Source organism: Arthrobacter sp. NPDC056691 (genome assembly GCF_042791415.1).
Classification (GTDB): domain Bacteria; phylum Actinomycetota; class Actinomycetes; order Actinomycetales; family Micrococcaceae; genus Arthrobacter.
In genome coordinates this window covers 31,702-51,728 of the sequence record NZ_JBHTXX010000021.1, presented here as the reverse complement: position 1 = coordinate 51,728, position 20,027 = coordinate 31,702, and the positions used below count along the sequence as shown (strand labels likewise).

At 64.2% G+C, this 20,027-nt stretch carries 18 protein-coding genes; 7 read left to right on the top strand and 11 right to left on the bottom strand.

The features are described 5' to 3' along the window. Window positions 1–21 precede the first annotated feature (21 nt). The 5 genes from ACFRAU_RS16425 to ACFRAU_RS16405 form a co-directional block, all read right to left on the bottom strand. Window positions 22–1,140: an NAD(P)/FAD-dependent oxidoreductase gene (locus tag ACFRAU_RS16425; protein ID WP_378000719.1), complete on the bottom strand. Its 1,119-nt coding sequence runs from the start codon at window positions 1,138–1,140 to the stop codon at window positions 22–24. A gap of 74 nt (window positions 1,141–1,214) precedes the next feature. After that, window positions 1,215–2,258: a Gfo/Idh/MocA family oxidoreductase gene (locus tag ACFRAU_RS16420; protein WP_378000718.1), complete on the bottom strand. Its 1,044-nt coding sequence runs from the start codon at window positions 2,256–2,258 to the stop codon at window positions 1,215–1,217. Then, the gene (locus ACFRAU_RS16415) at window positions 2,258–3,049 is read right to left on the bottom strand and encodes an amino acid ABC transporter ATP-binding protein (RefSeq protein WP_378000717.1); all 792 of its coding nucleotides are present in this window, start codon (window positions 3,047–3,049) and stop codon (window positions 2,258–2,260) included. The genes ACFRAU_RS16420 and ACFRAU_RS16415 overlap by 1 nt, the downstream gene beginning before the upstream one ends. Beyond that, window positions 3,046–3,834 carry an amino acid ABC transporter permease gene (locus ACFRAU_RS16410; RefSeq protein WP_378000716.1) on the bottom strand — a complete coding sequence of 263 codons (789 nt, stop codon included), beginning with the start codon at window positions 3,832–3,834 and terminating at the stop codon, window positions 3,046–3,048. The genes ACFRAU_RS16415 and ACFRAU_RS16410 overlap by 4 nt, the downstream gene beginning before the upstream one ends. Window positions 3,835–3,939: 105 nt before the next feature. Further along, the gene (locus tag ACFRAU_RS16405; protein ID WP_378000715.1) at window positions 3,940–4,806 is read right to left on the bottom strand and encodes an ABC transporter substrate-binding protein; all 867 of its coding nucleotides are present in this window, start codon (window positions 4,804–4,806) and stop codon (window positions 3,940–3,942) included. Window positions 4,807–4,984: 178 nt separating this feature from the next. Between ACFRAU_RS16405 and ACFRAU_RS16400 the strand changes: the two genes are divergently transcribed. After that, complete coding sequence (locus ACFRAU_RS16400) at window positions 4,985–6,139, top strand: LacI family DNA-binding transcriptional regulator (protein ID WP_378000714.1); 1,155 nt, start codon at window positions 4,985–4,987, stop codon at window positions 6,137–6,139. Here the strand turns inward: ACFRAU_RS16400 and treS are convergent. Both treS and ACFRAU_RS16390 read right to left on the bottom strand, forming a co-directional pair. Beyond that, window positions 6,079–8,286, bottom strand: a complete 2,208-nt coding sequence (gene treS / locus ACFRAU_RS16395; RefSeq protein WP_378000756.1) for a maltose alpha-D-glucosyltransferase — start codon at window positions 8,284–8,286, stop codon at window positions 6,079–6,081. The two genes, ACFRAU_RS16400 and treS, sit on opposite strands and share 61 nt — an antisense overlap. 432 nt (window positions 8,287–8,718) lie before the next feature. Then, window positions 8,719–9,042 (bottom strand): hypothetical protein, encoded by a 324-nt coding sequence (locus ACFRAU_RS16390; RefSeq protein ID WP_378000713.1) that lies wholly within the window; start codon window positions 9,040–9,042, stop codon window positions 8,719–8,721. A gap of 536 nt (window positions 9,043–9,578) precedes the next feature. Here ACFRAU_RS16390 and ACFRAU_RS16385 point away from each other — a divergent pair. Continuing rightward, window positions 9,579–9,818 (top strand): DUF4041 domain-containing protein, encoded by a 240-nt coding sequence (locus tag ACFRAU_RS16385; RefSeq protein WP_378000712.1) that lies wholly within the window; start codon window positions 9,579–9,581, stop codon window positions 9,816–9,818. On the opposite strand, the gene ACFRAU_RS16380 is transcribed toward ACFRAU_RS16385, so the two are convergent. After that, the gene (locus tag ACFRAU_RS16380) at window positions 9,799–9,993 is read right to left on the bottom strand and encodes a hypothetical protein (protein ID WP_378000711.1); all 195 of its coding nucleotides are present in this window, start codon (window positions 9,991–9,993) and stop codon (window positions 9,799–9,801) included. The two genes, ACFRAU_RS16385 and ACFRAU_RS16380, sit on opposite strands and share 20 nt — an antisense overlap. Here ACFRAU_RS16380 and ACFRAU_RS16375 point away from each other — a divergent pair. Next, window positions 9,988–10,818, top strand: coding sequence for an FCD domain-containing protein (locus tag ACFRAU_RS16375; RefSeq protein ID WP_378000710.1), 831 nt, complete (start codon window positions 9,988–9,990; stop codon window positions 10,816–10,818). The genes ACFRAU_RS16380 and ACFRAU_RS16375 overlap by 6 nt on opposite strands. A 495-nt stretch (window positions 10,819–11,313) precedes the next feature. On the opposite strand, the gene ACFRAU_RS16370 is transcribed toward ACFRAU_RS16375, so the two are convergent. Beyond that, window positions 11,314–11,706 carry a putative quinol monooxygenase gene (locus ACFRAU_RS16370; RefSeq protein WP_378000709.1) on the bottom strand — a complete coding sequence of 131 codons (393 nt, stop codon included), beginning with the start codon at window positions 11,704–11,706 and terminating at the stop codon, window positions 11,314–11,316. Window positions 11,707–12,081: 375 nt separating this feature from the next. Here ACFRAU_RS16370 and ACFRAU_RS16365 point away from each other — a divergent pair, with 375 nt between their 5' ends. Then, window positions 12,082–12,987 (top strand): NAD(P)-dependent oxidoreductase, encoded by a 906-nt coding sequence (locus ACFRAU_RS16365; RefSeq protein ID WP_378000708.1) that lies wholly within the window; start codon window positions 12,082–12,084, stop codon window positions 12,985–12,987. A 163-nt stretch (window positions 12,988–13,150) separates the two neighbouring features. Here the strand turns inward: ACFRAU_RS16365 and ACFRAU_RS16360 are convergent, their stop codons facing one another. Next, window positions 13,151–13,876 (bottom strand): FadR/GntR family transcriptional regulator, encoded by a 726-nt coding sequence (locus ACFRAU_RS16360; protein ID WP_378000707.1) that lies wholly within the window; start codon window positions 13,874–13,876, stop codon window positions 13,151–13,153. A 105-nt stretch (window positions 13,877–13,981) separates the two neighbouring features. Beyond that, window positions 13,982–15,202: a mandelate racemase/muconate lactonizing enzyme family protein gene (locus tag ACFRAU_RS16355; protein ID WP_378000706.1), complete on the bottom strand. Its 1,221-nt coding sequence runs from the start codon at window positions 15,200–15,202 to the stop codon at window positions 13,982–13,984. Window positions 15,203–15,390: 188 nt separating this feature from the next. Here ACFRAU_RS16355 and ACFRAU_RS16350 point away from each other — a divergent pair, with 188 nt between their 5' ends. From ACFRAU_RS16350 to ACFRAU_RS16340, 3 genes are all read left to right on the top strand, one after another. Then, entirely contained in the window at window positions 15,391–16,749 is a 1,359-nt protein-coding gene (locus tag ACFRAU_RS16350) for an MFS transporter (protein ID WP_378000705.1), read from the top strand. 368 nt (window positions 16,750–17,117) lie between these two features. Then, window positions 17,118–18,287, top strand: a complete 1,170-nt coding sequence (locus tag ACFRAU_RS16345; RefSeq protein WP_378000704.1) for a mandelate racemase/muconate lactonizing enzyme family protein — start codon at window positions 17,118–17,120, stop codon at window positions 18,285–18,287. 215 nt (window positions 18,288–18,502) lie between these two features. Further along, window positions 18,503–19,486: an acyl-CoA thioesterase gene (locus ACFRAU_RS16340; RefSeq protein WP_378000703.1), complete on the top strand. Its 984-nt coding sequence runs from the start codon at window positions 18,503–18,505 to the stop codon at window positions 19,484–19,486. Window positions 19,487–20,027: the final 541 nt, after the last annotated feature.

The following is a 20,027-nucleotide window of genomic DNA, read 5'->3' as shown; positions in this document are numbered from 1 at the left end:
GCTTCCGTATTCAAGTGTTGGTCAGGAGAACCGGGCCGGGCGGAACGTGGCCAGCATGGGGTGCCCGTCGCCGGTCAGGATCTCACCGGCGAGGAGTTCCCCGACCACCAGGCCCAGCGTGGCACCGGAGTGGGTGAAGGCCACGAAGCAGCCGGGCACCTGGCCAAGCTCGCCCAGCACCGGTTCCCCGTCGCCAGGAATGGGCTTGTAGCCGATCTTCCAGCTCGCGGGCTTGAGCTCGGGGTTGCCGGCAATGAGCTTGGATGCCTCGTCGGCGAGTTCCTGGACCACCTCGTCGGGGATGCCGAACGAACCGTCGGCATGTTCGCTGATGCTTTCTTCGTACCAGTCGTGGTCCAGGGCGAACGTGTTTCCCGGGTTGGGGCGCACGGCGGCGCGCGGGGTGTTCATCACGGCCTTGACGTCGTGCTCCACCGGCTTGGTCAGCACCAGCATGGATACCGGGGAACCGTTGGGGATGTCCACGCCCAGGGGAGCGACGACGGCGGGTGTCGCCGCGCCGCACGCCACCAGCACCGCATCGGCGTCGTATGTTTCCCCCGCCGCCGTCACGACGCCTACGGCCCGGCCGCCGTCAACCACCACGGAGGATTTGCCGGTGTTCAGCACCAGCTGGCCGCCGCGCTCGTGGAACTCCTCCATCAGGAACTCCACCAGATCCGGCAGGCTGACCCAGCCCTCACCCGGGTTGAAGATGGCGTTTTCCGGAACGGCCCCCGCGTCGATGCCGGGCGTGGCCGCGGCAATCTCTGCCGGTGCCAGCAGCTTGGAGTCATAGCCGATGGACTTTTCGTAGGTGTGCCGCGCCTCGGTGACCTCGCGCTGGCCGGCAGCGTTCCACATCAGCCCGCCGCCGAACTGCAGCCACTCCCGGCTGGGGTCGGCAGCGAAAAGCGTGCGGTACCGGTCCACGCCGGCGAGACGGAGCTGGTGGTAGGGCGTGGACCGTTCACCCGCGGAGTTGAGCCAAGAGAGCGAACGTCCGGTGGCTTCGCTGGCGAGGCCGCGTTCGGTCAACAGAGTCACGGATGCGCCTTGGCGGAGCAGGTGGACAGCAGTGGAGACGCCCAGAATGCCGCCGCCGATGATGGCGACGTGCTTGGTGGCGGTGGAGGACATGGTTCTCCCTTTCATAGGTTTTGGAAAACGTTTGATGAGCGGCAGGCACTGGGCCCTGAAGTCCGGACCGGCAGTCAGGCCAGTGCGTGGATGCCTTCGATTACTTTGAGGACCTCCAGCGGTTCTGCCGGGTCGACGGGCAGCGGCCCCTCCCCGCGGAGGGCGGCGGCGAGCTGCACGTAAAACTCCGGGTAGGCACCCCGTTCTGCGGGGACGGGCGCTGCGGCGCCGTCGACCCCCAGCAGCCCCCAGGCCTCCTGGGGATCGACGCCGTAGGCAGGGTCCGACGGCGTCATGCCGGCTGCGAGGGCCGGCTCTTGGCCGTCCAGGCCCCATTTCGTGTAACCGGCTTCGGAGCCGAGGACGTGGAAACGCGGTCCCACCTGGGCCGCCGTGCCGTTCATCCACAGCCTGGTCCGGACGCCGGAGCCATGAAGCAGGGAGACGAAGGCTTCTGTGTCTGCGGCTTCGGGATCGGGTCCGCGGTTGACCGTCTCCCCGTAGCTCTTTTCCACCGGCCCGAACAGCTGGATGGCCTGGTCGATCAGGTGCGCGCCCAGGTCGTGCAGGATGCCGCCGCCCTGGGCGAGGGAGACGCTGTCGCGCCAGTTCCCGAAGCCCTCGGGCCGCCACCATTCGAACCGTGATTCGAAAGTTCGCACCTCACCCAGGGCCTGCTGCCGAAGCAGCTTCTGCAGGGTCAGGAAGTCGGCGTCCCACCGGCGGTTCTGGAACACCGTGAGCTGCACGCCGCCGTCGGACGCAAGTGCGATCAGTTCCGCGCCCTGGGCGGAGGTCGGCACGAAGGGCTTGTCCACCACCACGTGGAGGCCGTGCGCAATGGCTGCGGCCGCCAGGTCGAAGTGGGTATGCGGCGGCGTGCCCAGGATGACGAGGTCGAGGTCCGAGGACAGCGCAAACATCTCCTCCGGAGTGGGAACGACCCGCGCCTGCGGGTAGAGCCTGGCCGCCTCGGCGGCCCGTATCGGGTCCGCCGTCACGATCACGTCCAGTGAGTAGCCCGGATCCGACGCGATCAGCGGCGTGTGGAAAACCTTCCCGGAAATTCCAAAGCCGACGACGGCGGCCCGGATGCGTGCCGCTGTAGCCTTGCCCATCACAGCACCTCCGAGAGGAAGCGCTGGAGGCGTTCGCTGCGCGGGTTGTCGAACAGCTCGGCCGGGGTGCCGGCTTCCACCACTTCACCCTCGTCCATGAACACGACCTGGTCGGCGACTTTGCGGGCGAAGCCCATCTCGTGGGTGACCACCAGCATGGTCATGCCGCGTTGGCCCAGGCCCGCCATGAGGTTCAGGACGCCTTTGACCAGTTCCGGGTCCAGTGCGCTGGTGGCTTCGTCGAAGAGCATCACTTCCGGTTCCATGGCCAGGGCGCGGGCGATGGCGACGCGCTGCTGCTGGCCGCCGGACAGGTCCCGGGGCCGGTGGTCGGCGCGTTCCGCGAGGCCTACCTCGGCGAGGCCGCGGCGGGCGCGTTTCCGGGCTTCGGCCTTGGGCATGCCCTTCACGCTCCACAGGGCCAGTGCCACGTTTTCCAGTGCGGTGTGGTCCGGGAAGAGGTTGAAGTGTTGGAACACCATGCCGATCCGGGCGCGCAGGATGTCCGGTTTGACCTGGAGGGCGCTTTCGCCGGCCAGGAGCACGTCACCCCTCTTGGGTTCGTGCAGCCGGTTGACGCCACGCAGCAGCGTGGACTTGCCCGAGCCCGAGGGCCCGATGATGCAGGTGGTCGTGCCGGGTGCGACAGCGAGGCTGACGTTGCGGAGGACCTCGATGTCCCCGTAGGCCATGGTCAGGTTCTTCAGCTCCAGGCTGGAGCCGTGGAAGGTGTGGCTTTCCGGGGCGGTCTTGTTGGCGCTTGCGCTGGTGCTGCTGCTTGCGAGGTTCATGTGTTGCTCCCGGTGGTGAGCGGCGAGGCCGCGTCGAGTTCCTTGACTTCCTTCAGGCCGCTGGTGGGCGCGGTGGGCCGGCGGCGGCCGGTGCGGAACCTGTTGTCGAAGTAGTTGACGAGGTGGGTCAGGGGCACCGTGATCACCAGGTAGAAGATGCCGGCCATGACCAGTGGCGAGAGGTTTCCGGACAGCACCGCGGCGTCCTGGCCTACGCGGAAGAGTTCGCGTTCGCTGACCAGGAGGCCAAGGAAGTAGACCAGCGAGGAGTCCTTGACGATGGCGATGAACTGGTTCACCAGGGCCGGCAGGACCCGGCGGACGCCCTGCGGGACCACCACCAGGGCCATGGATTTGGCGTAGCTCATGCCCAGGGCCCGGCACGCCTCGCCCTGGCCCTTGTCCACGCTCAGGATGCCGGCGCGGAAGATTTCTCCGATGTAGGCACTGGCGATGAGGCTCAGTGCGATGATTCCCAGCGGGTACGGCGAGGGTCCGAAGATTGATTGGCTGAGCCGGGCGAAGCCCTGGCCGATCAGCAGGATGGTGAGGATGGCGGGCAGGCCGCGGAAGAGGTCGGTGTAGATCCGGGCCGGAACGCGCAGCCACCTGGACCGGGAGATGCCCATGACCGCCACCACCATGCCCAGCACAACACCAAGGATGGTGGCGGCGACGGAGATGATCAGGGTGTTGAGAAGGCCAACCCCGAGGAGTTGCGGCAGCACCTCGCCCATCGCTTGAAAGTCGAAGAAGGTGCGGCTGATGATGTTGAGCCAGTCCATTGAGTGCTCTCAGACGTTAGTTGATTTAGTTCGAGTTCCGGGCGGGTGGTTCCCGTGCCGGGCGGGCCGGGGTGCGGCCCGCCCGGTCTGGATCCGGTGGTCCGGCTACTTGCTTGCGGTCGGGGCCGGGGTTGCGGTCTGCTCCGCCTTGGGCAGGTACTGCTCAGGCATCGGCGAACCGGGGAACCACTTCTGGTAGAGCTTCTTCCAGGTGCCGTCCTCCATGGCCGCCGCCAGGCCCTTGTTGAGGGCCTCCTTGAAGGCCGTCTTGCTCTTGGCCAGGGCGAAGCCTGCGGGGGCGTCGAAGGACGGGATGTCCGCGGCGCTGACCAGGCCGTACTGCTTTTCGTAGGACTTGGCAGCCTCATAGTCAAGGAAGTGGGCGTCCACGGATCCGCTGTTCACGGCGGAGATGGCCGAGTTGTTGTCCGGGAAGCGGACCAGGTTGGCCGAGCCGAAGTTCTTGACGGCGTACGCTTCCTGAAGCGTTCCCTGGACGACGCCCAGGCGCTTGCCGGCTACACCGTCGGCGTCCTTGATCCCCGAGGCCTTGGTGGTGATGAGCGTCAGGTAGCCGGCAAGGTAACCCTCGGAGAAGTCGACCGTTTCCTTGCGCTTGTCCGTGATGCCGATGGCGGCCACACCGACGTCGAACTGGCCGTTGGCCACCGCCGGAAGGATCGCGGAGAAGTCCTGACCGGTGAAGACCACTTTGTCTACGCCGGCGCGGTGGGCCACGTCCTTGAAGAGCTCCACGTCGAAGCCGGTGAAGTTACCCTGTGCGTCCGTGAAGGTGTACGGCTTGGCGTCGCCCAGGCTGGCCACCCGGACGGTGCCTGGCTCAATCAGGCCGTACGGGTTCGCGGCGGAAGCCGAGCTGGCCGGCGTGGAGCCGCCGCAGCCGGAGAGTGCCAGGATAGCCGCCAGGGCTGCCGCAGCCACCGCTGCCGGGCGGAAGTTTAGTTTGATCACAGCGTTGTCCAATCGTGGGAGGGAAGGCGGTGCTGTCAGGGGCCGCCGAATGTCTTTGGCCGATGGGGGTCTTGCTGAGTCCGGTCTCAGTCTCTACGATTGAGACCGGACTCACATCGATTGCTAGAAATGTAGCGGAACTCACAGTCCGCGTCAACAGCCCTTCTGAAAGGTGAACATGAGCAGTGACGGAGCAAGACGGCGGGACGTAACGGTCGCCGACGTCGCAAAAGCTGCCCAGGTCTCCAAGGCCCAGGCGGCGCGCGCGTTGGGCAACTACGGGGCCGTCAGCGATGACGTCCGCGAACGGGTCCTCGCGGCGGCGGAAGAGCTGGAGTACCGGCCCAACGAACTGGCGCGCAGCATGAACACCGGGAAATCACACACCATCGGCGTTGTGGTGGGCGACATCGAGAACCCGCACTTCGGCCTGGCCACCAGGGGAATCACGGACACCGCCAAAAAGAGCGGGTTCAACGTCATACTGGTCAACACGGACGAGAACACCGCGGCCGAAGTGGACGCTGTCCGCGTGCTGCTCGACAAGCGGGTCGATGGCCTGATCGTCGCTCCGGCGTCGTCGATGGAGACGCAGCATCTGCGGCGGGTCCGCGAATCCGGCCGGCCGCTGGTGCTGCTGGACCGCTCGGCGGGCGGCCTCGACGCGGAGACTGTCGCGGTCGACATGGCCGCCATCTCGTACGAATCCACCCGGTACCTGCTCGACGCCGGGCACCGCAGGGTCGCCTTCATCTCGACAGTTCGCACGGACGCCCGATATACCGCGGGAATGCGGCTTGATTCATCGCAGATCTCGGACCGCCTGGAAGGGATGCGGCGGGCCTTTGCCGACGCGGGACGCGAGTTCCCGGAGGATCTGGTGCGGCTCAACGCCGGCGATGCCGGCTCCATCCGGAACCTCACACGCGAGGTGCTGCTGGGTGCTGACCCCGCCACCGCCGTCGTGGCTTCCGACGGCCTGATTGCCCTCAGCGTGGTGGAAGCCATCCAGGAGCTGGGCCTGCAGATCCCGGACGAGGTGTCGTTCCTGATGTACGACGACTTCGCATGGACCCGACTGACCACGCCACCCCTGACGGTGGTGGCGCAGCCCGTCTACGAGATGGGGGCGGCGGCGGCGAGCGCCCTGATCCGGCAGATCGAGGGGCGCCCGCCACTGGCCCCGGCACCGGAGTTCAATGCGGTGCTGGTCCGCCGGGGCTCGGTGGGCGCCGCCCCGGGCGGCGCCGGCGCGTTAGGTGCGGGACCGGCTCACTCGGCGTCGCCGTCGTCGTCCTTCTCGCCCTCCTTCAGGAGCAGCGCCGTGCCCTGATAGGCGCCCAGCTCCAGGAAGAAGCTGTGCAGGTCATCGACCTGCCCCACGGCCTCGCCGCTGAAGAGATCGTGGACGCTGCTGCCGGGCACCAGGTGGGTGGACTGGATGCTGCCCGCGATGTCCTGGCCGGAGAAGTTGAGCACGGTGGCCTGGAGGTTCCCGTCCCCCAGCCGGTTGACCATGACCAGCAGGCCGCGCTGGGAAACCTCCGGCACGTCCAACAGGGCGCTGGTGGCGATCCCGCTCTGTTCCCGCACGGCAAGGATTTTCTGCAGCCGCCGGGCGAAGGAATCCGGGTCCTTGAGCTGGTCCGGCAACGGGCCGTAGAGGCTGCGGGCACGCGGCATGCCGGAGGATGAAGCCGTCGCCTCCGGGCTGGTGCCCATGATGTCGTGTGCGCCGCGGTTGATCCAGCGGGTGTCGCCCTGCGCGGTGAGCTCCCGCACTTTCTGGCGGTCCAGGGCGGCCACGCCGGTGAGGTCCCAGCCGGAGAGGGCAAAGACGCCGGGCTGCAGGGCGTTGTACATGGACAGCAGGATGTGGACGTCCAGGACCTGCGCCTGCTGTTCGCCGGTGAGGTTCTCCGGGTCCTGGATGCCGAGGGCCGCCATGATGAAGCTCGCCGTCGTGCAGGCGATGCCGTTGGTGGTGAACAGCGCGTTGTACGGAGTGTCCGGACCCGTCAGCCGCTCCCGCAGGGTTTGCTGGACGTGCTCGGCAAGCTCGGCTCCCGTGAGTTCCTGGCCGTTGAGTTCGAACACGTCGTCCTTGTGGCCCGCGGCGAAATGGACCAGTTCATAGGTCAGTTCGTCGTGGTTCTGGAGGGCGTGGACCAGTGATGCCTGGTCGACGCCGATGTCCATGGCCAGCCGCAGTGTCAGGCGCAGGAATTCGGTATCGGCAGTCACCAGCGCGTAGTGGTAAGCCGGCCTGGTCACGAAGTCGTAGGAAAGATCCGGGCCCGCCTCCGACGTGGCCTTGATGTCGTCTATGGTCAGGTTCAGCTCCTGGAACGAGAACCCGCCCACCTTGCGGATCATTGACCCGATCAGCTGGTTGGCCGCCTCGGACAGCGGGTGCCCTTCGGACCAGCCCGGCTGTTCCTCGGCGCTCTTCTCCACACCCAGGAATCCGTTCGCGTCCAGCCGGAGTGCGCCCGTGCCCAGGTCGAGGAGCGAATGTAGGGCGTCGCCGACCACCAGGCGCATACCCGCGAAGGTCGGGTCCAGCCAGTTGATGGACGGCTGGCCGGCCTTGAAGTAGTGCAGGTAGACCCAGCGGCGGGTCTTGCCGGCCGTGTCCACGATGGGCCGGGTGGCGCTCCAGTTGGTCTCCTTGACGCCCGGTTCATAGAAGATCACGCGCTGCAGGCGGCCGATGATGTAGCCGGCCTTTTGCAGCGCCCGCTCGGCGTCCGGGCTGATATTCACCGAATCTTCACCCGCGGGGACGTCGGGCAGCAGGTGCCAGTCCTCTTCCGGGATGTCGATCATGTGGTAGATGCCGGGATAGTCGCGGAAGTTCATCTCGGCGAGCCTGAAGTCGGCCCCCTTGCCGGTGTGGCCAGGAACGATGTCATCGATCACGGTGCCGTCATGGTCGGCGGCCACCTCGCACATCTTGCGGAATTCGTCCTCGGTGCCGAACACCGGGTCGATGGCCATGCTGATGCGGTCGAAGTGCCCGTCCACGCTCGGCGTCTGGGACCAGCCGCTGATGCCGCCGGCGAGCTTGACGGGGCCGGTGTGCAGGCCCCGGATCCCGATCTCCCGGAACGCGTCCCACAACTCAGGATCCCCCAGGGCCGAGAGGAAGGACTGGCCCGGGCGGGTGATGAAGGACAGTGGGTAGGCGGTGAACCAGACGGGTGCGCGTTCCACGGCGGCCCGCGGGTTGGGGTGGGCATACGAGTTCTGCCACATGCTGGCCTGCCCGGAGAGCTGCCGCGCCATCACGTTCGCGTCCCCCAGCATCGCCTGGTTCCGCAGCCACTCGACGTAGGCGGCGTTGCGCCCGTCGAACTCGAGCGATGGGCGGTCGGCGAAGAACTGACGACGGCGGGCGATGGGCCTCAGCGCCTTGGGACGGGCCGGATAGAACTGCTCATCGTAGGTGATGTCGCCTGCTTCGGTAGCCTCGGGCACTTCGCCGACTTCCGGTGCTTCCGCCGCGGGCGCTTCGGGCGCACCGTCCACCGGCGCTTCGGGCGCTTCGTCCGCTGAGCCGGTCGCTTCGACGGCGGAGGAGCCGGTCAGGCCGGCCGGGGCCGGATCGAATCCGTCGGGCGCCACGGCCAGATCGTCGTCTGCTGAAACGCTCTTGTTGAAGCTTGCTTCCCGCACAGATTGCTCCTTTATCGGTGGTTCCTGCGTGGCACCTTCCCGAGGTGTTCTTCAGTCTTCCCGTACCCCGGCGCCTTGAGAGTATTCATTTGTCGGCTTAGCCCACCGTATGTCGAGTGCCGCAGGAATAGCGACTATTTGACATCGCGGTTCTCCCCCGCGGGCGGGGCGGGCAGCACCTACTGGGGCGCCTGAGGCGCCGGCGTGCGGAAACGGCCCCGGACTCTGCGCCGCCTATGCGCTGAGGCTCCAGTGGACCCGGATTGCCTCTGCAATTGGGCCGGCGGTGACGTCCACGCGGAAAGCAACGGGCGCCGTCCCTGTCTCTTCGACTATCGCGTCGCGGTACACGCGGCCGCAGGCGGGACAGAGGGTGTGGAGGTCCTCATCCGCGGGCCATTCCGCCAGGCCAGCGGGGACGGCGGTGTTTGCTCCGGCGTGAACGGGGACGCCATCTGAGTTTGCCTGGATCAGTCCGTCCTGGCTGACGGTGTTGCCGCACACGCAGGTGATGGTGGTGACATCATGACCGGTGACGACGGCGGTTTCAGCGTCCACAATGAGCTCCCCGGTACTGGAGGCGACTTTCTGCTATTAGCATATGCCCGCCGAAACGTACGGTCGCCTATGTATTGACGAACGGCCCGGGCACGCCTTTCGTAGAAAGGCATGCCCGGTTGTAGTTCCTTACATTTCCGGGGCCTGACAGTAACGGCCAGCGGGTTGCCGTTGGGAGGGCCCTGATGTGAGTTCCGGTCCCCGGCCTGGTCGTCGAGCATGGTGATGCGTCGGCCGTCCACCTCGGCCCTCTCAGGCATGATCACTGCTCGAGTTCGACCAGATAGAGGCCAGCCGGGACGAGCTGCGCCGTATAGCGGAGAACGAGCGCCAGGAGTGGGCGGCCGAAAGCCAGCGCCTGCAGGGACAGTTGCATTCCCTGCGCGCCGAACTTGCTCAGGCAGAAGGCCAGCTGGTGAGTTCCCGCGCTTCAGCCGCTTTGCAGGAGGTCGGGGTCTTCGACTTCGAGCATCCCGCACAGCACTCCGCGCACCTGGTCGCGAGGCTGGCTGCGCTACGTGCCCAGTACAAGGAAAATGGCCCGAGCCAAGCAGGCCATCCATGCCACCTCCAACTTCACGTTCAACAACTCCCCAAAGCAGGGCGAGAAGTTCGTGAACCAGATGTCCACCATCGTGCTGCGCGCCTACAACGCCGAAGCCGAAAACTGTGCAAAAACCGAAGCCGCCAATCTGGCCACCGCAACCTCCCGCCTCACGAAAGCCAAAGCGCAGATCGAACGCCATGGCACCATGATCAAACCTGCGCGTCGATGAGCACTGCCATCACCTGCACCTCCAGGAAATGGCTCTCGCCGCCGAACACCTTCAGGCCCTGGCAGCGGAGAAAGAAATTGAGCGAGCCCGCCGCGAAGACCTGCGCAAGCAGAAGAAGGCCGAAGCCGAGCTGGCCGCTGCGCGACAGAAGCTCGCCAAAGAACGTGCCATGCACCAGGCGACCCTTGACGCGGTCATCGCGAACGGCGACCTCGAAGGCGCCGAACGCATGCGGGCGAAAATTGCTGAAGACGAACTCGCTCTGCAAGACGTCGAACGGCGCGCGGCGAACATCCGTGCTGGCTACGTGTACGTTATTTTCAACATTGGCGCCTTCGGAGAGAACATGGTCAAAATCGGCATGTCCCGGCGTCTGGAACCTATGGACCGGGTCAACGAACTCGGCGACGCCTCCGTGCCATTCCGCTTCGACATGCACGCCCCCGGCCGGCACCTCGCGGAAACCGAACTGTCTGACATGCTCAAGATCAGTCGAGGCACCCTCCGGGAAGCAATGCGTCAGCTGGAGCAGGAGGGCCTGCTGTCTTCGGGGCTGCGGGGCCGGCTTTCCGTCCGCCACCTGGACGCCAAGGAAATCCGGGACATCTTCTCTGTGCGGGCGGCCCTGGAATCCTTGGCCGCACGCACCCTATGCGAACTGCCCGACCGACGACACGCCATTCGAACTCTCCGCACCGCCACCGCCGCCATGGAAGCCGCAACCCACGGCACCATGGAGGAACGGGTCGAAACCGATATGGACTTCCACCGCACCATGTGCCGCCTCGCCGGCAACGAGACCCTGCTGCACTCGTGGGAATCCCTGGAAGGATCCATCCGGATGTCCATCATGTTCGCCGGACTCGAAAAGGGCGTCCGGAACATGAGCGTGGACCGGCACAACGACATCGTCGCCGCCATCGAAACCGGCGACGCCACCCTGGCCCGCAACACTATCCGCGAACACATGGACTCCGCCGCCGACAACCTCGTGGCTTAGGACGGCCGCTCCGATCGTCAGGCACCTGACCATTCAGGCTCGCTCGGTCCCCCGGGGACTCATCTGCCCGGAGCTGACTTACGTGACTCTTCACCCCTCACACGGCGGATCCTCTCACAGCACTCAGCTGTTGGATCCCGCTCGTCTCAGACTGCGACAAAAAATTTCTCTTGACCGGTAAGGAGGGCACGCATGTGCGAACGATCACTCCCCAAGATTCCCTTCGACTTTGCAGTACTCAATTGGGGCGCGCTCCGGCAAGGCGACCCTATCCTCTTCGAATTCGCGGGAGGCCAGCAGACATCCGCCATCGTGGATGAAGTGTTTCACCAAGGCAACATCCTGTGGATCTGGCCCCGGCAGTCCAGCTCCAGGCAGCTGATCCACATGTTGGAAGTGGCACAGATAAGGTGCCGTACCGCCGACTTCAGTGCCGCTCGGATCGCCGGTTTGCTGAAGGCACCGCGGTCTACGCCGCCGAACGCCTAATGCGTATCAATCGTGGCAGTTTGACGCTGAAGTCATAGTGGGGAGTGGGCGACTTCTTGAAGCTCGTGGTTGTCCCTTTGGTGAGTTGACGGCCAGCTCCCCCAGCTTTGACCAGCCGTCCACTTTGACGTTTATGATGTCCGGCGTCGCGGTGAGATAGGCAGGCAGTTTCTCGGTGGCGTCCTTGAAGTGCTCTGATTGCACGTGCGTTGCGCCGGACTCGTCGTCCCGGAAGGCCTCGATCAAGACGTAGGTGTGCGGTTCTTCGAGCGAGCGGGACCACTCGAAGAACAGGCACCCCTCTTCTGCGTTGGTGGCATCGGTGAAGTCCTTCGAGATTTGTGGCCACGAATCGGCGTGCTCCGGCTTGACGGGGAATTTTGCGGTGATGAAGATCAATTTTCGGGTTCCTTTGCTGGCCTACCGCGTGGCGCGGTCTGGTCGGGTGAGGTGGTGGTCAGGCGGTCTGTACGGGCTGGTTCGAGTCTTCCGTTGCTGGTACACCTGACGGTTTGACGAGAAGGGTCTGGAGCCGGCCGCCGAGAACGGCCGAGGCCCATCCCAGTCCGGCGCCGATGGTGAGTGACAGCACGGTTGGCCAGAGTGAGATTTCTGTGCCGAACAGTGCAGCGGTGCCGGCGAAGGCTGCATCGCAATTACCACGATGCTCGCAAAAGTGCCGGAATAGACTAAGCCATCGAATCGATCATCATCGGAGCTGTCGTTGCTCTTGCCTGCAAAGCTGCAGCTCCAACCCCTTAAAGGACTCTTACGGTGCCATCTGAAACCCCTCATATCGCCATACACGGCGAGCAATTGCCATACCTGGTCGGAGCCGTCTCTGCTGGTGGCGGGAGCATAGTCCGTATCGAGGACCAACCCGAGGGACTCGTGCTCGATCACGGCAACGACAAGGCTGCCCTGCAAGGCGTACTCGATGCCACTCCGTCAATACGCTGGGTACAGCTGCCGTCGGCTGGCATTGAGGCTTATGCTTCCGCCATGACCGCGCATCCGGACAAGATGTGGACAAGCGCGAAGGGCGCTTACGCCAAACCGGTCGCCGAGCATGCCCTGGCCCTAACACTCGCTCTTCTGAGGAACCTGCCCGAAAGGGTATCGGCCGCGAGCTGGGGCGAGCCGGCAGGAACAAGCCTGCATGGCCTGACCGCCACAATCATCGGCGCAGGAGGAATCGGGATGGAAATACTCCGGCTCTTTAAAACCTTCGACATGGAGGTTGACGTCGTCCGTCGAAGCCGGCTGCCGGTGCCCGGCGCTCGACGCACTACGACTACCAAAGACCTGCGAGAGCTGCTGCCGCAGGCCGACGTAGTCGTGCTTGCAGCAGCCCTGACCGATGGCTCCCGGAATCTCATCGGCAAAAATGAGCTGCGTGCCATGAAACGCGAATCAATCTTGGTGAATATTGCAAGGGGTGGCCTGATCGACACTGCGGCCCTCACCGAGGCCCTTGCCAGTGGAAGCATCAAGGGAGCCGGTCTCGACGTCACCGACCCCGAGCCGCTGCCAGCAGGGCACCCTCTGTGGCACGAACCCAGAGCAATCATCACGCCCCACACTGCCGACACTCTTGAAATGGTCCGCCCCTCCTTGCCGCGCGGGTCCGCACCAATGTTCGCCGCTTCCGTGGTGGCCATGAACTTGAAGGCCTTGTAGACCCCGAAGCAGGATACTGACACCAGGGGGTTGGCACTGTCTGGGTCAGGCTGACGAAAGAACTTGTGCCGGCAGCGTGGAAGGCAAGATGCCTGAGGAAGCCCGCAATGGAGGCCGGTGCGAACGGAGCACGCAGAAAGCTCCGAATTTGTCGGCGGGACGATTAGATCTTTCGAGTAAGGCGATTGCGTGAGTTGGACAGGTGCAGTCGCATGGCGGCGCGGGCGGAATCCACGTCGCCGTCGGCGATGGCCTCGGCAATGGCTGCATGTTCCCGGCAGATGACCTCATCGGGGCCAACGGTTCCGGCCATGTCCGGAGAAGTGAGGCGGTGCGCAGGGTAGGCGATGATACCCGGCCCCAGGGAATCGAGCAGTTCGCCATAGAAGCGGTTGCCGGTTGCCCGCGCCACGCGCCGGTGGAAGTCAAAATCCGCTTCCAACAGCTGACGGGTCTGTGCAGGGACGCTCCGCATGGCCGCTGCAGCCCTCACAATGCCGTCGGCTTCAGCATCCGATCGCTGAGCTGCCGCAAGCCCGGCGGCTTCCACCTCAACGCCCAACCGGAATCCGATAAGTTCGGCAACGTCCTGGGGCGTGTTAACTGTGGACATGTCCATCCCGGCCCTGCGTTCGGCCGGGACCATCAGCACGAACGATCCCTTGCCTTGGTGGGTTTCCACCAGCCCCGCCGCCTGCATCCGGGACACTGCTTCGCGGACTACGGTCCTGCTGACACCAAAGCGCTCCATCAACGTGCTCTCGGACGGTATCTTCATTCCGGGCATCAGCGAACCCGACCGTATGTCGTCCATGAGTGCTTCCATGAGCTGCTGGGCGAGGTTGAAACCGGGTTTCGCGGTGAGGGCGCTCTTTGTGGTCCCTGGCAATTCATCACTCCAAAACAAGATTGGGGGTGCACTTCGGTGCACCCCCAATCTAGCCTGCTTCCTGGTGGACAATGCAGGAGCTAGCGTTGCCGTATACAGTCCGGCTTAGCTGGCACTGCCAAAGCTGATCTGGTCCGTGGTCCAGACGCGTGCCTGCTCACTCAGTGAGAAGCCCAGGCCTGGCCGTGCCGGAACGATCATCCTGCCGCCCCGGATCTCAAGCTTCTCGTTGAACAGGGGCTCCAGCCATTCGAAATGCTCCACCCAGGGGTCGATCTCGTAGGCGGCCGACAGATGTAGATGGATCTCCATGGCAAAGTGCGGGGCCATGCGGATCCCAGCCTCCCCGCCCAGGGCCATGATCTTCAGGAACGGGGTAATGCCGCCCACGCGCGGGGCATCCGGCTGCATGAAATCCACGGAGCCGGCCTTGATGAGTGCCCGGTGCTCGGCGGCGCTGGTCAGCATCTCTCCGGTAGCGATCGGTGTGGCCAGTTCGCGGGCAAGCGCGGCGTGGCCCTCAGCGTCATAGGCGTCCAGCGGCTCTTCGATCCAGGTGAGGTCGAATTCCTCCAACTGCCGGCCCACCCGGATTGCGGTGCTCCGGTTCCACTGCTGATTGGCGTCAACCATCATCGGAAACTGATCGCCCAACAGCTCACGCATTGCACGCACCCGGCGGATGTCCACGGAAGTGTCCGGCTGTCCTACCTTGATCTTGATTCCGCCGATGCCGCGCTCCCGGGAGGCTTCGGCGTTGGCCAGAATCTCTTCCACGGACATCGACAGGTAGCCGCCGGAGGTGTTGTAGCACTGGACCGAATCCCGGTGCGCACCCAGGAGCTTGGCCAGCGGAAGCCCCGCGCGCTTGGCCTTCAAGTCCCACAGGGCGATGTCAATGGCCGCGATGGCCTGGGTGGACAGGCCGCTGCGGCCCACTGAGGCGCCCGCCCAGACGAGCTTGGTCCACAGGCGCTGGATGTCGCTGGGATCTTCCCCGAGCAGTTCGGGTGCAATTTCCTTGGCGTGGGCGAACAGTCCCTGCCCTCCGGCGCGCTTGGAATAGCTGTAGCCGACGCCTGACAGGCCGGACTCCGTGCGGATTTCGGCGAAAAGGAACGCGATCTCGGTCAATGGCTTCTGGCGGCCCGTAAGGACCTTGGCATCGCTGATCGGTGCGGCCAGCGGAAGGAAGGCCAGAGACAAATCAACGCCGGTGATCCTGTCAGTGGTCGCTTCGCCCGGCAGGAGACCAGCGAAGTGCTGCTCGTTGACGCTGGTGGTTTCGGTGGCATTGGTAAGGGTTAGGAAAGAGCTGGTGCCCATGTGAAGTGTCCTCTCTGACTCTCATCGGTCAACTCATCGTATGAGTTGGAAACTTATATGACAAGTCTTGCTTTGTGACTCAGATCATGACTACTCTGCTGGGGAGCCATCCCGTTTGGGGGATTTCAATCCCTATGAATGGGATTATTTCAGGTCATTCCGGACAACGATGTTGAGGAGCACCAGTCATGTCAACCACCGAAACCGCGAACCCGAGTCCCCCAAGCAAGAAGCAAGTCGTCCGGGCCGTTATCGCGTCCACCGTCGGCACCGCCGTCGAGTGGTATGACTTCATTTTGTTCGGGACCGCATCAGCACTTGTGTTCAATGGGCTGTTCTTCCCCGACCTTGACCCCATGCTCGGTACGGTCGCCGCGTTTGCAACCAATGCCGTCGGGTTCCTCGTCCGCCCTCTGGGGGGATTCATTTTCGGCACCTTGGGCGACCGGTTCGGCCGCCGCTCGATACTGATCTTCACACTGATCATGATGGGCCTGGCCACCACCGCCATGGGGCTGCTCCCCACCTACAACCAAGTGGGACTCCTGGCGCCGATACTGCTGCTCGGCCTCCGCATGATCCAAGGCCTCGGTGCCGGGGCCGAATTCGCCGGAGCCGTCATCATGGTTGCAGAGTTCGCGCCGCCAAAGCACAGGACCCTACTGACGAGCCTCCCGGGGTGGGGCAACGCCATCGGCCTCGTCCTGGGCGCGGCAATCTTCTCCTTCCTCACGGCAGTCCTCAATGACGAGCAGCTGCACGCCTGGGGCTGGAGGATCCCGTTCCTCCTGGGCGCAGTCGGCATCCTGGTCGGCTTGTGGGTGCGGCTCGGGGTCATGGAAAGCCCGGAATTCGTCGCAATGCGGAAAAGTGGCAACGCTGAGAAGCGTCAGCCGATGAAGGAAGTGTTCAAGAAGCACCCCAAGAGCTTCCTCACCTCGATGGCAGCCGTCGTCGCCGAAAACGGGACCAGCTACCTGGTGAAGACCTTCATCATCACCTACATCGCATCGTTCCTGCTTTTGGACAAGAATCTTGGGCTCAACGCCATTCTCGTGGCCTCCACAATCAGCCTGGCCACAACCCCCGTCTTCGGATACCTCGGGGACCGGTTTGGTGTCACCCGCGTCTACCTGTGTGCAACGGCCTTTATCTTCGTGTTCGCCGTCCCCTTCTTCTGGCTCATCGGTACCGGATCCACCTTCCTGATCTACGCCGCGATCATCCTGATGTACAACTTTGGAGTCAGGGCCCTCGGCGCGAACCAGGGAGCGCTGCTGTCGGGCTTGTTTCCGACGCGCGTCCGATACAGCGGCGTGGCATCTTCCCGCGAGGTCGCAGCGGCCCTGTCGGGCGGCCTTTCACCGGTCATCGGTACCGCGCTACTGGCCTGGACGGGCCAATACTGGCCCGTTGCCCTCTACGTCATGGGCCTGTGCGCCATTACGTTCCTAGCCACTAGGCATGGGGTCAAGAGTGTGGAAGGCAACAGCTTCAACTCGCTCGATGACGCTGAACTCGATGCCGAGGCATCACTGAAGGCATAGCCGCCGGTGCCCCCACCAGCAATCCAGTCGCCGGAAAGGTGACGGCCTCTTGGAAGTGCCGCGCTTTCAAGGCCCCGCTGATTCCCTCAGGCGACAGCGGGGCCTTGCCGTATCCCACGATCGGACGCGCGACACGCTGTCGGCAGGGACTCCAGCCGGACAGCGACCAGGAGATGCGGCATCCCTGTTCTGCCATCTCCGTTTCACTCAACTATCCCATTAATCGGGAACTGGTAGCATTTTTCGGGACGGTGAAGTATCTTGCTGCTAAGGCGCAGTTCAGAATGAATGGTTCGCGGGTGCCGTCTCGGCTGGAGTGCATAACGCCCTGTGCAGCCATTAGTCCTGTTTCCCCGAAGGAAGAAAGAATGATGATCCTGGACCAGCATGTTGAGATGACCGAACCGGCAGCCCTGCCTTATGGCTCATCGACCATTACAGGTGTTGAAATCTACGAACTCGACATCCCTTTTGACGACGGCAGCCGCGGGTACGGAGCCCGTTCCGGCCGATGGAACCAGTTCGACAGCATCATTGTGCGGGTCACGACAGCTGACGGTATCAGCGGCTGGGGTGAATGCTTTGCCTATGGTTGCCGTTCCGCCGTCGCCGAGGCCTTTCGCACCATGGTCGTCCCCCTCGTCGTGGGACAGGACGCCGCCGACGTCCCGGGTCTGATGCGGCAGGTGCAGCAGAAACTCCACCTGTTCGGCCGCTACGGCATCGTCATGTTCGCAATCTCAGGTGTCGACATCGCCCTGTGGGACAGGAAAGCACGGTCCGCAGGAGTGCCCCTCGGGGCGCTGCTCAGTGGGCGTAAGCGCTCCGAGGTCCCCGCTTACGCCAGCCTCGTGCACTACGGCCAGGCGGACGTCGTCCGGGACCGGGCACGGCACGCCGTTGAGGGCGGACACACATCCGTGAAGATGCACGAAACGGCACTGGAGATCATCCGCGCCGGACGCGAAGGCGCCGGGACCGAACTGACCGTTGACGCGAACTGTGCATGGAACCTGGAGGAGGCACGTCAGCTGGTGCCTGAGTTCGAAGCCCTCGGCATTGATTGGCTCGAAGAACCCATATATCCCCCGGAGGACTTCGAAACACTGGCCCAACTGGCCGCGGACACCACCATCCCGATCTCCGCGGGCGAGAACGCCTGCACCCGCTACGAGTTCCGCAAGATGATGCAGGCCAATTGCGTCCGGCACCCTCAACCCTCCGTGACCAAGATCGGCGGCATCAGCGAATTCATGGCCGTCCTGCAGGAAGCCGAGGAGCGCGGTGTGGTCTGCATGCCACATTCGCCCTATTTCGGCCCGGGATACTGGGCAACACTCCAGCTGCTCTCGGCCGTTCCCGGCAACCCCCAGCTCGAGTACCTCTATGTCGAACCCGAAGCCTTTCCGGGCCTGGGAACGCCAACCCCGCACGAGGGCCATGTCCGCATCCCGGATGCGCCGGGAACCGGCTTTGAACCTGATTGGAAGGTCCTGAAGGCGTACACCCCGGCTGAGCGGCCCGGCACCAACCACTAATTGACAAGACCGCAGGAAAAACGTGGATCACGTTCGCGTCCCATAGCACCCTCCAGCGCTGCCGCTTCCGAGATGACGTCGCCAGCACCGCTCTACCGAACACCGCCTGAGACCGGCGCTCATCCCGGGCCCGTCCTTTAGGCGCCCCGCACATAAGACAGCTCCCGGTGGTTGCCGGGAACTTCCAAGGAACGGATACAACGATTTCTGCCACGATGACGGAAAGCTCACCCGCAGTCGGCAACGACAGGTTGACCCTACGTTTCCTCACATCACCCCAAGACATGGACCATGATGGGGGCCAGGTGCAAGCAGGCCGGGTCCTTGAATGGATCGACCGTGCCGGCTACTCCTGCGCCGTCGCGTGGAGCGGCAGTTACTGCGTCACCGCCTACGTCGGCAACGTTCACTACGACGGGACTATAGGCCCCGGCGACGTCGTTGAAGTCGATGCCAGAATCATCCACACCGGCAAGTCCAGCATCCACGTTCTGGTCTCAGTACACGCACGATCCCTGAGAGAAGCCGAATACAGCCGCGCCATGCACTGCATCCTCGTCTTCGTCGCAGTGGACGAGCAAGGCAAAGCCCACCGGGTCAGGCCGTGGCACCCCGCCACTGAGGATGACTCCGCCAGACAGCGGCTTGCCTTAGAGCGCATCCCCGTGCGCATGCGGATCAAAGAGGCCATGCTGGCAGAGCACTACTCCCTTCAGGGAACAACACCCCGGAGCCCACTTCGCTTCCTCGCCGGTTCCGACATCGCCAACTGGGCAGGAAACGCCCACGGTGGAACCGTCATGCGCTGGATCGACGAAGCCGCGGAAGCCTGCACGGCGCTCCTCAGCCCTAACGGAGCACGGGCAAGGTATTCCGGCGGTATTCACTTCCACCATCCGATTCGCATCGGACAGATCGTGGAAGTTGACGCCAGAGCCATTCTGGTCGCCGGGCAAGACATCCATATCAGCGTCCTGGTACGTTCCGCACCTCCGCAGCACCCGGAACAGCTATCCCTCACGACCCGCTGCATGATGATCTTTACAGCAGACGGTGGCCCCACAGGCTTGCAATCCATCCACGAACGCACCGCCGAAGACCGCCGACTGGCCGCTCACGCACGGGAAATCGCCAGCATGAGGAGCGAGCTCACAACGATCAGCGATCACCTCATCCGCGCGGGGGCAACCGTCCCGTGAGAACGCCAGCCCCGCTCAGAGGTTCGCTTTGGGAGACACCTGGCGAACTGGAAGCGGTGCCAGAAGGTCAAAACGGCACTCCCGACTCGGCTTAGGGCTTCATGCAAGCGGCGGTCGGCCACGCCACACAGGCGTATCCACTTGCCCGTGCGATCGTGGCTCACAGACGCCGGCCCTTTGCATGGAGCGGTTCTTTGGGTCCACAGTCTCCTGCGCTTATCCCGGTCGACGGCGTTGCCATTGTACGGTAATGGCATCGTGCAGGGTACTGCGTTCCGCTTCGCCGGGCTCCTGCGCGTCCGTCGTCAGGCCGTCCGCGAGGGCCGTACGCCCAGGCCTACCTGTAGGCAACCACCGCCGCAACTCAGCCAGCACCCCAGCGTTCATGGCCGTTCTGGTCATGGCGTCGGGGGACGCGATCCATGGGATCAGACCCCCCGTAAGACTGCTCGCCACGTCCAGAACGCTTCGGCGAGCGTTAGTCGGTTTCCGGACCGCAGCAAAAGTGGCAGTGGGGCTCACATGCCAGGAGGTCGGCCAC